This is a genomic window from Archangium lansingense (assembly GCF_026626635.1).
In the GTDB taxonomy this organism is placed as follows: domain Bacteria; phylum Myxococcota; class Myxococcia; order Myxococcales; family Myxococcaceae; genus Archangium; species Archangium lansingense.
This window is the reverse complement of the sequence record NZ_JAPNKA010000001.1, coordinates 12,744,861-12,758,599: the sequence shown is the minus strand read 5'-3', so window position 1 is coordinate 12,758,599 and position 13,739 is coordinate 12,744,861. Positions and strand designations below refer to the sequence as shown.

Below are 13,739 nucleotides of genomic sequence, written 5' to 3'. Positions count from 1 at the left end.
CCGGGCCTACAGGTCCAGGACGAGCTTGCGGGAGCGGGCGCGCGACACGCAGACGAGCATGTTGCGGCACGTGTTTCGCTGGGGCTCGGCCAGGAAGGTATCGCGGTGATCCGGGTCGCCGTCGAGGACGCGGGTGAGGCAGGTGCCGCAGGTGCCGGCTTCGCAGTCGCTCTGGACGCGCAGGCCATTCTTGCGCAGTACGTTGAGCACCGTCTGCCCGGGAGGCACGGGGTAGGTGGCGCCGGTGCTGCGGATGACCACGTTGAACTCGGTGTCGGCCCGGTTGCTGATGGCGCCGGTGGCCTCGGCGGTGAAGGCCTCGAAGTGGACCTTCTCGTTCGGCCACTGGTGGTGGACGGAGGCCTCGCGCACGGCGCGCATGAGGGGAGCGGGGCCGCAGCAGTAGAGGCGGGTGCCACCGGTGCGCGTGGCGAGCAGGGCCCGCACGTCGAGCCCGCGGGACGGGTCTCCCCCGTCATGGTGGAAGGTGACGTGAGCGGCGAAGGCGGGAGAGGCGAGCAGCTCGCGGAAGGCGGTGCGCTCGGGCGAGCGAGTGCAGTAGTGCAGGTGCCAGTTCGCGCCCTGACGCTCGAGCTGCCAGGCCATGGAGAGCATCGGGGTGATGCCGATGCCACCGGCCACGAGCACGTAGCTCCGCGCGTACAGCAGGGGGAAGTCGCAGCGGGGGAGGCTGGTGGTGAGCACCTCGCCCACGCGCACCCGCTCGTGCATGGCCCGGGAGCCGCCGCGCCCCTTGGCATCGCGCTGCACGGCGATGAGGTAGCGGTGCGTCTCGGCGGAGTCGTTGCAGAGTGAATACTGGCGCAGGAAGCCGCCGGGGACGTGGACATCCAGGTGGGAGCCGGCCTCGAAGGGAGGCAGCGAGCCACCCTCCGCGGGAACGAGCTCGTAGGAGAGGATGCCTTCGGCTTCGGGAGTAATACGCTGGACGCGCAGACTTAGGCTGTCTTGGGCCACGGTGATGTTCCCCCCTCGGACTGCATCAAGGCCTCGCCGGTTCCCTCAGGAAGTGCTCCTGTCCGGCAGTCGAGAGAATGGGCAGCGAGCCCCCCGGGAGCAACGGACCGGGGGACACTCCGTCCGATGGAAGGTGGACAGGGGCGCCTGCTCGGTGGGGCTCAGCCCTGGTTTTCATCCGGGGAGAAGGAAATCTCCCGTCGTCCCAACAACAGATGGGAGGCCGCGAGCAGCTCCTCGCGCTGCTGGAGGAGCCTCTGGCGGAGGCTGGGATCATGCCCCGCGAGCTGCGAGGGGTCCTTCTCGGCGAGCTGGGCCTGGAGGGCGGCCTCGATGACTCCGCGAGGGGCATCAGGGCGGACGCCGAGGAGCGCCGCGGCGCGGTTGCGATCCAGCTGACGGGCACCCCCGCTCTCGGTGGGAGGCGCGTACGGATCCTCCTCCTGCTGCGAGTCCTTGCGGCGCCCGCTCACAATCGTCAGGACGAGTGCGCTCAAGAGGGAGAGCCCGGCCACGCCGCCGGCCACTTGCAGCTTGAAGGGGCGTCCACGCTCTTCGCGCAGGAGCATGAGGGAGATGAGGTGTTGATCTCGCTCGTCGCCGGAGGTCTTGTTGACGAGCCGGGACTGCTCCGCCTCGATCTGATCGAGCTGGGCGGGCGAGTACGACGCGTAGGAAGTCTTGGCGGCGGTGGCCAGGTAGCCCGCGTACCCGCCCGAGAGCAGCGCGACGAGGAACAACAGTATTCGCATGGGAGAGCGAGGATACCCCTCCGCGTGCTGGGAGGGAGGGGTTCCATGCGCAAGAGAGGATTACACCTTGGCCCACCATCCCTCTCCCCTCGGGAGAGGGGCGGGGTGAGGGTCTCTCGGACCCCGGGTTGGGCCCGCTACCCGTGGCGGCGGCGACGGCGCAGCGCGAAGATGCCGCCGCCGGCCACCCACATGCTGACAGCCTGGCCAGGGCCTGAGCCGCAGTTGCAGCCTGTGGGAGCGCCCGCGTCGACGTCGTCTTCGTCTGCTCCCGAGCCTTCGCCCTCACCGGGTGGTGGTGGTGGTGGCAGTGGGGGTGTTCCGCTCGCCACGGGCAAGGTGACCGTGCTTGGGTGTGCCGGGTCCGTGTAGATGGAGAGCGTCGTCATCACGGGGGTCGGCGACGAGGACAACGGCTCGGCGACGTTTGGATTCACTTCGTAGTGCGGGGAGTTCGTCCCGCTGATCGCCACGCGGAGGCGGTGACCCGCCTTCACCCGCACGGCAACCGGACCCAGGTCGAGCTCGAACGGGACGGGAACTCCCGGCGTGAGCGGCGTGAGCACGGACGGATCGGCGACGAAGCGCCCGCGGCGCACGCCGTCGGTGAGCAGGAGCGACTTGCCATTCGGCGCGACCTGCGTCAGGCGCACGACGACGTCGACATCCGTCGTGGCGCCCGCCGCGTAGATCCGGGCCTTGGGGTTGCCGATGAGCTCATAGTCAGAAGTCCCCGGCGCGGTGGTGAACGTCAGCACGTCGCCGCGCGCATCGAGCGCCGACTGCTCTCGAGGACCGTCCGCCACGGAGAGGTTCGCCCCGCCCACGGTCGGAACCGGGTTCGAAGGATCGACGGTCAACGTCGTGACGTCTTGCGCGGCGGTGAGATACCAAGGCGTCAGGATGCTCTCCGGAGGCGGCCAGAGCGTGCCCTGTCGCCACTCTCCGGTCGCGGCCTTACCGTCGTCGCCTATCTGCGTGACGAAGTAGCGCAGCGACGGCCAGTTGGGAGTTCCCTTCCCTTTGAGGCAATGGTTGAAGAAGGCGAGGTTGTCGTCCGTCGGTGCGGCCACGTTGGCGTAGGAGAGCTCACCGATGGGAGTCGTCGCGTCGCCGTGCGTCCAGGGGCCGAGCACCAACGTGTGCCCGGAGCCCGGCGCCGAGTCCGTCACGTAGTGCGAAAATGCCGCTGTTTGCTGCAGCGCGAAGATGTCGAAGAAACCCGAGGTCATGTACACGCGAGCGCGAATCCGGCTGCGCTCGGCCGCATCGACGATCACCGGGTCCCAGTAGGTGCTCTTTGCTTCGTGGGCGCGCCAGGCGGCGAGCGTCGTCGGCGTCGGAAAGCCGTTGAGCCAAGACGTCGTCAGCTCGGCGCGCCAGGCGCCGCCAGGCATGAGCGAGTCGTACAGGTTGTCGGAGGCGTTCTGTACGTGGGCACAGCGCAGCGAGTCCGGAGCATCGGGGAGCGCCAGGAGCTGCACGATGCCCTCGGCGGAGGCCCCGAAGGAGCCGATGTTGCCGTCGCACCAGGCTTGTTGCTCGATCCAGCGCATCGTCGCCGGACCATCCACGGCATCGGTGAAGAAGGGCAGGAACGTCCCCTCGGAGCCTCCCCGCCCGCGCACGTCTTGGGAGACGACGATGTAGCCGTTCAGATCCGCCAGGTTCCACACGAGGAGGGACTGGGGGAACGGAAACCCGCGGCCGTAGGGCGTGCGACGCAGGATGACCGGGCGCGGCCCGGGAAATTGCGCCGGATCCGGACGCCAGACATCCGTCATCAGTCTCGTGCCATCGGGCATCGGGACCATCACTTCGGTCTTCGTTGCAGCGAGCGCGCTCTGCGCACACATGACAAAGAGGAGGCCAGGCACGATGGTGCGCATGGCACACCCTACCATGGGGTATTGCTCCCACCCCATGATGTGCCATTCACCGGAGGGAGGAGTCGTCGATGCGTCGTCGTTTGTCGGCAGCGTTTGCGTGCGTGGTCGCCGTGGCCACCGCTTGTGCGCCCATGGAGGAGGGAGGCCCGGGCGCCTGGGAACAGCACCTGGGAACCCGTCAGCAGGCACTCACCACCGTCAGCTTCCGGGGGATGAGCAGCGCGGGCGGAAAGGGCATCACCTCGCTCAGCATCCCCGCACCGGCCGGAGTGCAGGGCGGTGACGTCGTCCTGGCGCGCCTGACCAACCGCAACAACGTGAACGCGGTCCTCACGCCCCCGGCGGGATGGACGCAGTTGCGCTCGGACCAGAGCGCCTCGGCCATCAAGACCTGGGTCCTCTACAAGGTCGCCACCGCGTCGGAGCCCTCCAGCTACACGTTCACGCTCGACCTCGCGAGCTACGTGGCCGGCTCCCTCGTCGCCTACAGCGGCGTGGATCCGCTGAACCCCATCGACACCCACAGTGGCCAGAAGAACGGGGACAGCGCGGCCTTCACCACGCCGGCTCTTACGACATCCAGCGCGGAGGGGTTCGCGGTGTGGTTCGGCTCGCAGGTGTGGACGGGCGCGGCATGCCCGGCACCCGGCATCACGCCTCCCACCGGCTTCACGGTGAAGGAGGACACCTGCCTCACCTCTTCGTCCACGGGTATCCTCTTCCACGTCGCGGAGCGCGCGCTGGGGGCTGCTGGAACCCAGACGCCGTTCAACGGCAGCTCCGCGTTCGCTCACACCAACACCGCGGAAGTGGTGGCCCTGCGTGGACTGCCCCCTTCGCCTGGCCCCGGGGTGGCGTTCCGCGGTACAGCACAGGCCACGGCGCTCTCCGCGACGAGTCTCACCCTCCCCGCTCCGGCGGGGGTTGCCGCGGATGACGTCCTGCTCGCGCGCCTGACCAACCGCAACCAGGTGGGAGCGGCCATCACCCCGCCCGCCGGCTGGACCTTCCTGCGCTCGGATCAGAGCTCCTCGCAGCTCAAGAGCTGGGTCTTCTACAAGGTCGCCACCGCGTCCGAGCCGTCGTCGTACGCGTTCGCCATCGACCTCGCGAGCAACATCGCGGGCAGCATCGATGCCTTCACGGGGGCGGACCCCGTGAGTCCCATCGACACCCAGAGCGGTCAGAAGAACGGGACGACGTCGGCGTTCGACTCGCCGGCCCTCTCCACCTCGAGCGCGGGAGGGCTCGCGGTGTGGTTCGGGTCGCAGATTTGGGGTGGAAGCAGCTGCCCCGCGAGCCCCATCGTTCCGCCCACGGACTTCACCGAGGCCTTCGAGACCTGCCTTGTCTCCGCGTCCACGGGCGTCATCTTCAACTCCGCCTGGAAGGTGCTCGGGGACCCCGGCCTGCAGCCAGCGTTCAACGGGAGCTCTCCGTACCCCAACACCAACACCACGCAGGTGGTGGCGCTGAGGGCCGCGAGGGCACCGGCCTGCACGGTGGGGAACACCTACGTGGGCACCTGGGTGCAGCAGGGCACGGTCACGGCGACGGAGATTGTGGAGCCCTCGGGCCTGGCCGCGAGTCGGGTGGTGCCGGACGTCCTCTACGTGCACAACGAGGACACCACGGCCATCGTGGCCATCAGCACCCTGAACGCGTCGACGGTGGGTGTGTACAACGTGGGCAACGTGACGCCGGCGGACTGGGAGGATGTGGCCAGTGGGCCCTGCCCCGCGGGCTCCTGCATCTTCATGGCTGACATCGGGCGGGCGAGCGCGAACTTCCCCACGCCGCCGAACTCGTTCGCGGTGTACCGGATTCCGGAGCCGGACCTCGCGAGTGGCCAGACGACGGGGACGCTGACGGCCGAGGCCTTCCCGTTCGTGTACCCGGACACCGCGAAGGACGCGGAGGCGTTGATGGTCCACCCGGTGACGGGGGACATCTACGTCATCACCAAGTCGAGCTCGGGAGCGAGCAAGGTCTACAAGTACCCCACGCCGCTGCCGGCGCCGGGGACCCAGTCCACGCTGGTCTGGGTGGCGGACCTGCAGCTCCCCGTGGACCCCAACGATGTGGAGGCGGCGAAGGCGACGGCCGCGGCCATCCACCCCTGCGCGGACCGGTTCCTGGTGCGCACCTACCGGAGGGTCTACGAGTTCCGCGCTGCCGCGGGACAGGGCTTCGAGTCGGCGTTCGCCGCGGCGCCGGTGACGCTCACGGACACGGCGGAGGGCCAGGGCGAGTCCATCGAGTACGACGCCAATGGCGCCAGCTACTACACGATGAGCGAGGCCCCGTCCCCGTTCCGGCTGAAGCGCGTGAGCCGTCTGTAGCCAGGAATGGTGTCCGGGAATGGTGTCAGACGACTCGTAGGGACGACTCGGATACCTCGAGGTGTCGAAACGAGTTCTTTGACACCTCCCGCCGGACACCTCCCGCCGGCCTCGCTCTCGCGGCCATCCGTATGCACCTGGGATTCACACAGACTGCGGGAGAGCCACAAAACCGGGTCAAGCCCAGGGCTCATTCCCCCAACCAGTAGAGGCTGCGCCGGGTGCGCAGAACCTGCTCCAAGAACTCCGAGAACGAGCTGGCGATCTGCGTACAGTATTCCGGGTTGGGCCATGTCTCACGGTCCCCATCGATGAGTGGATACCGCCCGTCCACCTGTCTGCTCACATCCAAGACGACATAGTTGCCATCGCGCACGTTACAGAATGCGTACATCGAGGCCGGGCCCCACTTGTCGTCATCCTCACCGTAGATGGCCACTCGTGCCCGGGCGATCTTCGACAAGGGCAGGATTTCATAGGGCGAGTCCGGCCATCGAAGTAGAGCGGCCCCATTACAATGCAGATAGAAAGCGCGGAGGTCGGGGTCCAGTTTCCAGCCCATCCGCTGCTCGAACTCCTCGATCTCCTCGGGCGTTGCGGGGGGATGCGGGAAGGGCTCGCGGGATACCTCTTCGAGCAGGTCGCTCATGGGCGTGGCCATCGTCAGTTGTCCGTGTAGGGCAGGTCGGGTCCCACTGTGTTCCAGGGCGCTTGCCCAGCGTAGCAAGCAGGGTAGGCCCTGTTGAATTCGTCATGAATGCTTGGCTGCACGGGAATGATGTTGTTGGGCTCAACCGGGTTGCCGCCGTGCCAGAGGTCCCGGATGTGATGGCCCGGCCAGGAGATACCTCCGTCGACAGGCCACTCTCCAAACTTCTTGCTCCAGTCATCTCGGAATGAGTCTCGGATCTTCTCCCACCTCTTGCGCTCGACCTCCTTTGCCGCCTTCGGCAGAGTGGGGTAGTTGCAGCAGCAGTGATGGATGCCGTAGCGGCTCCCGGCCTTCACGGTAACGGGGAGGAGGACGAGGCTTCCCTCCCAATCGAATTTGAAGTCGGCCAGCCACATGCATCCCTTGAGTGTGTGGCCCTCACTGGCGCACCCCCTCTGGCATCCGTTCATGAACTCCCGGCGGCACTGCCAGGGGCCGTAGAAGAGGGTTGTCTTCATCTGCCCACCCGACATGTTCAACCAGGGCAGTTCCTTCTTCCTCGCGGGTTGAACTCCTGGAGGGGACGAAGGTCCAGACCCGCCTGTGCCCTGAGTTGTCGCGCATCCGGTGAGGAACACCAACAACACCACCGCTCTGGCCAGTTTCAAGGGAACTCCCCGTGGTGATGGCGCTCCCCTGCTGGGTAGCCAATCCGCAGGGATACCCGATGGGACTGACAACTTCCGGGGCTCGCCGCCGCTGGGTGTCCCGCTGGGTGTCAGAGGATTCGTACAGCGCGTCGCAACCGCAGCGCGCCTTCCTGTACTGGAGGACGGCCTACTCGTTGCGGAATCGAATCCTCTGACACCTTACCCGCGGCGGAGCGCTGCTACCGTCCCACCGCCCTGTCCCAGGCTGCCAGTTGCGAGGCCACCGTGTATTTTTCGGCGCTGGAGAGCGCCCCGAACTTCTCCGGGGGAAGCGCGGAGAGGTGCTCGCGCAGGAAGCCTGGATCGCTGAGCATCTCGGGGTGCTTCAAGTCGTTGTCCCCCTCCACGAGGAGAGGAATCATTCGGAGCACGGCCTCCAGGCACTCCTCCCGGGTGGCGCGAGCCATGCGCTCCACCGTCAGCGCCAGGTGCTCGCGGACTGAGGCAGGGCCTTCAGGGCACCAGGCCTCCAGGGTCTTGCGCCAGATGTCCTCCATGAGCGCTTCCAGCGTGTAATCATCATCGAACGACCAGAACGCATAGCGAGGGCCCTGGAGCACGTTCCAGAAGCGAAGCAAGGAAGCGAGCCGGTCCGCCATGCGCTCAGCGCTTCGCGGCGGCGGCGGAGACACGGCATTGTAGAGAGCCCCCCAAGGCGTGTTCAGGCAGAAGGACTCGAAGGCGGCCCTCGCCTGGGGGCGCTCCTCTTTCTGGAAGCCTTCATTCAGATCCATGAAAACGCCGACGAACATGTGCATCCGCCAGCAGGCCTGGGGTGCGCCGAATTCGGCCCCCGAGTGCATCACCAGCACGTCGCCGGGCTGCACCTGGCGCAGCTGCCGGGGCTGGGGGAAGGCACCGGTCTCGAGGTACTCCCTGGCCCACCACTTGCCCTCGGCTCTCACCTTGCGGCGGATGGTGGCAATGGTGCCGTGGAGCCACGCTGGAAACTCGAGCACCGGGAACTGTTCCATGGCCATGGTCTCTCGACCTACCATCGCGGTCAGGTACTCCTCAAGCGCCAGTCACGTCGCCGGCTCCGAGGGCGGACGACGCCTCCCGTCCGCTCAACGGCAGTCGCCTGGCAGGTAGACTTGGCCCTGGAATCCCTTGGGGCGTTCACCCCCTTCATAGGCAGCCCGGATGGCCTGCTCGGCCAACTCACCGTGCTGTTCTATTTCTTCCCTGGGCAATGCCTCTGCCTTCTGGGCCGCCCGCTCATTCCAGGAAGCCTTGGGGTTCTTGCGGCGGTAGCTCCAGCGATACAGCGTCACTCCGGGCTCGGGAGTGCGCCAGGACAACTGCCAGAGCGATCCCCCGTTCTCGAATTCGAGGAAGAGGGACCCCTCGAAGCCAGTGCCTCCCACGAGCTTCTTGTCAGGGTCGACGGCCTTGTTGAGGGCCGCCAGATAGCGTCCTGCCTGTTGTCGCCCTTCCTCACGTGACTCCTCATTGTCCGGCTTCACCTCGAACAGCACGAGGAGGCGGGTATCGGTGATGTCCGGGCGCAAGCGCCTCACGAGTTCCGGAAGATGCTCGGTGTTCCCCAACTCGCCTTCCTCCACGATGGTGTAGAGGTCAGCGGGGTCGAGGAAGACGCGGTTGGAGGGATGCTGCACGAGGTACGCTCTGCCGATGGCTGTATGTGCGGCCTTGCCAAGAAAAGCGCCCCAGGGCTCCCGGGAGTCCGGTTTGCGGCTTGGAAGAGTGAAGGAGGGCGGCTCCGCATGCGCGCCGAGGGCCGCCACGAGCACCAGGAGAAAAACCGCCGGCTTCCAGGTACTCCGCGTTCTGGTTGCACGTTCTCTCATGGCCAACATGCTCTTCCTGGTGCGTCGCTGGGTGTCAGAGGATTCGTACAGCGCGTCGCAACTGCAGCGCGCCTTCCTGTACTGGAGGACGGCCTACTCGTTGCGGAATCGAATCCTCTGACACCTTCGAGAGACACCTTCGAGAGCACTTCGTGTGGTTCAGCGGCAGCAAGCAGGCGAGCCTCATTCGAGCAGCCCCTCCACGCCATCTCTGGTCCGTTCTTGAAACGAGCTCTTACGGGAGCCGGTGGTACAGAGGGAGTCCAGCAGGGGCGGGATAGAAGGAGAACCAGCCGGTATAGGCGACATCGGGGCTGGTGATGATGACCTCGGGCGTCTTGCTGCCGGAGCTGGTGAGCTGGCTCGGGCCCAGACGCCCGAACTGCCCCGCGCTGAGGGCGAGCCAGAGGTTCCCCGACTCGTCGAACACGAGCCCGTCCGGAAGCGCGGTGACGGAGAGACCCACCTGCACCGTGGGCGTCACGGTGATGGAGCCGGAGCCCGCCTGTTCTCCTGGGGTGAGGCGGGTGAGCGTCCCACTGAAGTTCACCCACAGGTTCCCCGAGACATCAAACGCCAGCCCCGAGGGCGCGCTCAGGGTGCCGATGACGGGCGGCGGAGTCCTCGCCTCGATAACGAGGTCTGGCGAGGCCGTGGAGGAGGCCCCGAGGCGGCTCGCGTTGTAGCGGGCCACGCGGTCCGCACCCATGAAGGCGACCCACAGGTTGCCCGCCGAGTCGAACGCGAGTCCCGAGGGGCCGTCGAGCCCGCTGAACTGGACGGAGGGAGTCGGGCTACCGCTGGTGGCGAGCTGCTCCGGCGTGTAGCGGACGAGCTGGTTGTTGAAGACCACGGACACCCAGAGGTTCCCGCTCGCATCGAAGGCGAGCGCCCGGGCTCGGGGGAAGCCGCCCTCCAGGGGGCCACCCGTGAGGGAGATGTCCGCCGTCTTCTTGCCCGAGGTTCCCAGCGCGGAGGCGGGGAGCCGGAGCACCGGCGGATCCGCCGTCGTTGCTCCCACCACCCACAGGTTGCCCTCGCGATCGAACGCGGAGCCCTCCGCGCCACCCGTGGTGGCAGCCACCGTGGCGGCCGGGCTCCCACTGGTGCCCAGCACGTCCGCGGAGAACCCGAGCAGCGGCGCGCTCCCGCCCGAGCCATTGCTCGTCCACAGCTTCCCGCTGCTGCCAATGGGGGCATAGGCCACGGCCACCGTGGTGCTCTGCCCCTCGTGCACGCAGACGGGGTTGGGCATGGCATCCGCCCGGTAGGCCGTCCTCACGAGGGGGTGGCTGGCGGCGACAATTCCCGCGGTGAGGGTGTAGCTCCCGCTCGTCACGGTCAGCGTCCGCGAGCTGGTGAGCTCCTGGGGGCCTCCCGGTCCGGTGACCGTCACTTTCCCAGGCGTAGAGGCAGGCAGTCCCGTCACATTCACCTGGAGTGTGCCCGAGCCTCCCGTGAGGCACTCGGTGCTCTCACCTCCGGAGCCGCAGGCGCTGAACAGCACGGCGGAGGCAAGCACGGCAAGAACGCGCAACCTGTGCATCATCTCTCCTGGTGGGGATGGAGGCACAATCCACGTCACAAACCGCCTCACCGTCAATGATGGAGGAGTCCCACCAGTGCTCAGGGCGTTGGCACCAGGGACGCCACATGCCGTAAAAGTTCCAGCCCGTTGAAAAAGAGGTGCGTGGTGCCATCCGGCAGCGGGCGTCGCGCGGAACTCGAGTCCCTGGCGCGAGGGCTGCTTGTCAGCCCCCGGGCGACACTGCGCGGCACCGGATTCCCCTTCTCATGGGAAGGAGGCATCGGCTAGACACACCGGACTTTTCGAGCTGTCCGAGTGGCAAGGAGTCGGTCCCCATGGCCGGTGTGATTGATACGTCCGAGTTTCGTAACGGTTTGAAGATCGAGCTCGACGGCGAGCCTTTCGTCATCGAGTACTTCCAGCACGTCAAGCCGGGCAAGGGCTCCTCGTTCACGCGTACCAAGATTCGCAGCCTGATCTCCGGGCGCGTTTTGGAGCCCACGCTGAAGTCCGGTGAGAAGGTGGGCGTGCCGGACATCGAAGAGAAGGACATGGAGTACCTGTATCTGCAGGGCGACGAGTTCCACTTCATGGACAAGCACAACTACGAGCAGACCTTCCTCACGGAGAACGTTCTCGGGGACGCGAAGGACTTCTTGAAGGAGAACATCAACGTCTCGGTGCTCTTCTTCAACGGGAAGGCCATTGGCGTGACGCTGCCCAACTCGGTGGACCTGAAGGTCACCAAGTGCGACCCGGGCGTGCGTGGCGACACGGTGTCCGGCGCGCTGAAGCCGGCCACGATGGAGACGGGCCTCGTGGTCAACGTGCCCCTGTTCATCAACGAGGGCGACGTGCTGAAGATCGACACGCGTGAGGGTGGCAAGTACCTGACCCGCGTGGCCGTGGGCGGATAGCTGGAGGCAGGCGCCGGGAATGGTGTCAGACGACTCGTAGGGACGACTCGGATACCTCGAGGTGTCGAAACGAGTTCTTTGACACCTCCCGCTGGCGGTTGTGACGTGTTTCGCGGACCTTCCAGGGCACACGTCCGCGCTGGCCGCTCGCCCGCGACGCGCGACGTTGGGAGTCAAGATCCGGGGGCTGGTCCTGAAGCCGGGGCTGTGGGGGTTACTCGACTATTCACCATCCCTGGGGCCACGTTGACCCCGGCAGGTGCGCTGGCCTTATTCCATGCCGGGGGGCTTCCACCTCTCATCGCGCAGAAGGAGGAATACATGGCGCAGAAGAAGACTCTCGCGACGGCCAACATCCAGCTGACGAAGGCTGGCCCGAACGGTCGTCCGGTGGCGGAGATCCTCATCGATGACAACACCTCACTCGAGAAGATCGTCGACCTGCAGAAGCACATCTTCGAAAGCAGAGACCTGCTGAAGAAGGTCGGGCTCCGGGGCTGCCTGAGCTGCATGTCCGGTCTGGACATCATCATCCGCCGCCGGTTCGATCACGTCATCCAGGTGGACCTGGAGTCCCTTGGCCCCTGACAGATCAACGCCGTCGAGAGCCGGGGTTGGCCTGCTGTTCAACCCCGCGCTCACCTCCTTCGTCCCAGCCCATCTCCAGGCGCTCGATCATCTCGCCGTCATCCCAGATCGCGCCTGGACGGACCGAGGCGCGGGGGCACAGCCGCGCTTTCAGGAGCTGAGCGCTCCCATCGCGCTGCTCGAGCATGCGGCCGAGTCGGTTCCCCTGGTGCTCCACAGCATCGGGCTTTCGGTCTGCAGCGCGGACATCTTCGACCTGGAGTACGTGGCCCAGCTCGCTGCGTGGCGCGAGCGGTTCCAATGCCCGTGGGCGAGTGAGCATCTCTCCTTCTCGCGCGTGGGCGGAGAGCACGAGCGGAACGCCTCCGTCGCGCTGCCCATCACGTATGACCGGGAGATGATGGAGCTGCTCGTGCCTCGGCTGCGAGAGGTGTCGCAGCGACTGGGCTGCCCGTTCCTGGTGGAGAACCCCGTCTACTACGTGAAGTTCCGAGACCCCGAGCTGACCGAGCCCGAGTTCTTCAATACGCTCGCGGAGGCCACCGGGTGCGGCCTCCTGTTGGATCTCCACAACCTGTACACCAACGCCCGGAACCACGGCTTCGATGCTCACGCATACCTGCGGGAGCTTGAGCTGCAGCATGTGCTCGAGGCCCACGTTGCCGGCGGAGATGAGATGATGGGGTTCCATACGGACTCCCATGTCGGCGCGGTGATCGAGCCCGTGTGGGAGCTGCTGGAGGATCTCGTCGGTCAGGCGCCTCGGCTCCGTGGGGTGACGTTCGAGTTCCACGAGTCCTCCTGGCCCCTGCTGCGTGAGGAGGGCGTGCTGGCCCAGCTCGAGCGCGCCCGAGCCGTCGTGCGCCGCGCCAGCGTGCCGCTCCAGCGGGGAGACCCATGTCCCTGAGCCACTTCCAGCGCGCGCTGGCGGAGCTAACCCTTGATGCGGAGCGGGCGGCGGCGCTGCGGCGCGGCCACCTGGAGGTGCTCCGGGGCTTCGAACTCACCGAGCGGGAGCTGGCGCGGCTGGAGGACGTCGTGCGCCAGCCGGGCATGTCCCTGAACTGCACGCTGGCTCGCGCCAACCGCCTGGGGCCCATCTTCGACATCTACCCCATGCTCTGCCTGCTGCTGGAGCCTCGGCTCAGGGAAGTCCTCGATGCCTTCTGGCGCGAGCGGCGGCCCGACAACTACCAGCTCGAGAATGAAGCGGCGCGCTTCGCCGAGTTCGTGCGCTCGCAACTGAGCGCGGGAGAGGACTTCAGCCCGTATCTGGCGGATGTGCTCGCCTACGAGAGCGCGTGCTGGGAGCTGGTCTCGAGCGCCCGGCACGGCGGCCCCGAGCTGGAGACCGCCGAGACCCGGACCGTGGTCTTCCATCACGATCCCCGCCCGCTCCTCGCCTCGCTGGCGGAGCTGCAGCCGCCGCCGGAGGAACTCGCCGCCGGCCTCTTTCCCGTCTCCATCTCCCTGCGGGATGGAGAGCTGCGGCTCGAGCTCGTGCCGCCCCTGGTGTGAGCGGGGGGCGCCTGGAATGGTGTCAGACGATTCGTAAGAGGCGAGGTGTCGAAT

At 66.8% G+C, this 13,739-nt stretch carries 14 protein-coding genes; 6 read left to right on the top strand and 8 right to left on the bottom strand.

All coding sequences use genetic code 11. From position 1 onward, the window contains the following. Nucleotides 1–6: 6 nt before the first annotated feature. The 3 genes from OV287_RS51310 to OV287_RS51300 all read right to left on the bottom strand — a co-directional run bounded on the left by OV287_RS51310 (nucleotide 7) and on the right by OV287_RS51300 (nucleotide 3,619). The gene (locus OV287_RS51310; protein WP_267541423.1) at nucleotides 7–978 is read right to left on the bottom strand and encodes a PDR/VanB family oxidoreductase; all 972 of its coding nucleotides are present in this window, start codon (nucleotides 976–978) and stop codon (nucleotides 7–9) included. Nucleotides 979–1,139: 161 nt separating this feature from the next. Next, on the bottom strand, nucleotides 1,140–1,730 hold the full coding sequence (locus OV287_RS51305) for a hypothetical protein (protein WP_267541422.1): 591 nt from the start codon (nucleotides 1,728–1,730) through the stop codon (nucleotides 1,140–1,142). 137 nt (nucleotides 1,731–1,867) lie between these two features. Beyond that, nucleotides 1,868–3,619: a CocE/NonD family hydrolase gene (locus OV287_RS51300; RefSeq protein WP_267541421.1), complete on the bottom strand. Its 1,752-nt coding sequence runs from the start codon at nucleotides 3,617–3,619 to the stop codon at nucleotides 1,868–1,870. Nucleotides 3,620–3,687: 68 nt separating this feature from the next. Here OV287_RS51300 and OV287_RS51295 point away from each other — a divergent pair, with 68 nt between their 5' ends. Continuing rightward, nucleotides 3,688–5,961 carry a cell wall anchor protein gene (locus OV287_RS51295; RefSeq protein ID WP_267541420.1) on the top strand — a complete coding sequence of 758 codons (2,274 nt, stop codon included), beginning with the start codon at nucleotides 3,688–3,690 and terminating at the stop codon, nucleotides 5,959–5,961. Between the two features lie 190 nt (nucleotides 5,962–6,151). Here OV287_RS51295 and OV287_RS51290 read toward each other — a convergent pair whose 3' ends face one another. The 4 genes from OV287_RS51290 to OV287_RS51275 all read right to left on the bottom strand — a co-directional run bounded on the left by OV287_RS51290 (nucleotide 6,152) and on the right by OV287_RS51275 (nucleotide 8,942). Beyond that, entirely contained in the window at nucleotides 6,152–6,622 is a 471-nt protein-coding gene (locus OV287_RS51290; RefSeq protein ID WP_267541419.1) for an SMI1/KNR4 family protein, read from the bottom strand. Nucleotides 6,623–6,624: 2 nt separating this feature from the next. Beyond that, nucleotides 6,625–7,131 (bottom strand): hypothetical protein, encoded by a 507-nt coding sequence (locus tag OV287_RS51285; RefSeq protein WP_267541418.1) that lies wholly within the window; start codon nucleotides 7,129–7,131, stop codon nucleotides 6,625–6,627. Nucleotides 7,132–7,502: 371 nt separating this feature from the next. After that, entirely contained in the window at nucleotides 7,503–8,303 is an 801-nt protein-coding gene (locus OV287_RS51280) for a hypothetical protein (RefSeq protein WP_267541417.1), read from the bottom strand. 87 nt (nucleotides 8,304–8,390) lie between these two features. Next, on the bottom strand, nucleotides 8,391–8,942 hold the full coding sequence (locus OV287_RS51275) for a hypothetical protein (RefSeq protein ID WP_267541416.1): 552 nt from the start codon (nucleotides 8,940–8,942) through the stop codon (nucleotides 8,391–8,393). 190 nt (nucleotides 8,943–9,132) lie between these two features. Between OV287_RS51275 and OV287_RS51270 the strand changes: the two genes are divergently transcribed. Beyond that, nucleotides 9,133–9,255, top strand: coding sequence for a hypothetical protein (locus OV287_RS51270; protein WP_267541415.1), 123 nt, complete (start codon nucleotides 9,133–9,135; stop codon nucleotides 9,253–9,255). Nucleotides 9,256–9,369: 114 nt separating this feature from the next. On the opposite strand, the gene OV287_RS51265 is transcribed toward OV287_RS51270, so the two are convergent. Then, a complete protein-coding gene (locus OV287_RS51265; protein WP_267541414.1) occupies nucleotides 9,370–10,683 on the bottom strand; it encodes a Vgb family protein in 1,314 nt (437 codons plus the stop codon). 314 nt (nucleotides 10,684–10,997) lie between these two features. On the opposite strand from OV287_RS51265, the gene efp reads away from it, so the two are divergent. The 4 genes from efp to OV287_RS51245 all read left to right on the top strand — a co-directional run bounded on the left by efp (nucleotide 10,998) and on the right by OV287_RS51245 (nucleotide 13,685). Next, nucleotides 10,998–11,579 carry an elongation factor P gene (gene efp / locus OV287_RS51260; RefSeq protein WP_267541413.1) on the top strand — a complete coding sequence of 194 codons (582 nt, stop codon included), beginning with the start codon at nucleotides 10,998–11,000 and terminating at the stop codon, nucleotides 11,577–11,579. Between the two features lie 321 nt (nucleotides 11,580–11,900). Then, complete coding sequence (locus tag OV287_RS51255) at nucleotides 11,901–12,167, top strand: hypothetical protein (protein ID WP_267541412.1); 267 nt, start codon at nucleotides 11,901–11,903, stop codon at nucleotides 12,165–12,167. Next, nucleotides 12,157–13,074, top strand: a complete 918-nt coding sequence (locus OV287_RS51250; RefSeq protein WP_267541411.1) for an MbnB/TglH/ChrH family RiPP precursor modification enzyme — start codon at nucleotides 12,157–12,159, stop codon at nucleotides 13,072–13,074. Before OV287_RS51255 ends, OV287_RS51250 begins: the two co-directional genes overlap by 11 nt. Beyond that, complete coding sequence (locus OV287_RS51245) at nucleotides 13,065–13,685, top strand: hypothetical protein (protein WP_267541410.1); 621 nt, start codon at nucleotides 13,065–13,067, stop codon at nucleotides 13,683–13,685. The genes OV287_RS51250 and OV287_RS51245 overlap by 10 nt, the downstream gene beginning before the upstream one ends. Nucleotides 13,686–13,739 lie beyond the last annotated feature (54 nt).

What these genes read in the sequence shown, in the direction of transcription:
- OV287_RS51305 (WP_267541422.1), bottom strand. Translation starts at nt 1,730, where the DNA reads ATGCGAATACTGTTGTTCCTCGTCGCGCTGCTCTCGGGCGGGTACGCG.
- OV287_RS51300 (WP_267541421.1), bottom strand. Translation starts at nt 3,619, where the DNA reads ATGCGCACCATCGTGCCTGGCCTCCTCTTTGTCATGTGTGCGCAGAGC.
- OV287_RS51295 (WP_267541420.1), top strand. Translation starts at nt 3,688, where the DNA reads ATGCGTCGTCGTTTGTCGGCAGCGTTTGCGTGCGTGGTCGCCGTGGCC.
- OV287_RS51290 (WP_267541419.1), bottom strand. Translation starts at nt 6,622, where the DNA reads ATGGCCACGCCCATGAGCGACCTGCTCGAAGAGGTATCCCGCGAGCCC.
- OV287_RS51285 (WP_267541418.1), bottom strand. Translation starts at nt 7,131, where the DNA reads ATGAAGACAACCCTCTTCTACGGCCCCTGGCAGTGCCGCCGGGAGTTC.
- OV287_RS51280 (WP_267541417.1), bottom strand. Translation starts at nt 8,303, where the DNA reads ATGGCCATGGAACAGTTCCCGGTGCTCGAGTTTCCAGCGTGGCTCCAC.
- OV287_RS51270 (WP_267541415.1), top strand. Translation starts at nt 9,133, where the DNA reads ATGGCCAACATGCTCTTCCTGGTGCGTCGCTGGGTGTCAGAGGATTCG.
- OV287_RS51265 (WP_267541414.1), bottom strand. Translation starts at nt 10,683, where the DNA reads ATGATGCACAGGTTGCGCGTTCTTGCCGTGCTTGCCTCCGCCGTGCTG.
- efp (WP_267541413.1), top strand. Translation starts at nt 10,998, where the DNA reads ATGGCCGGTGTGATTGATACGTCCGAGTTTCGTAACGGTTTGAAGATC.
- OV287_RS51255 (WP_267541412.1), top strand. Translation starts at nt 11,901, where the DNA reads ATGGCGCAGAAGAAGACTCTCGCGACGGCCAACATCCAGCTGACGAAG.
- OV287_RS51245 (WP_267541410.1), top strand. Translation starts at nt 13,065, where the DNA reads ATGTCCCTGAGCCACTTCCAGCGCGCGCTGGCGGAGCTAACCCTTGAT.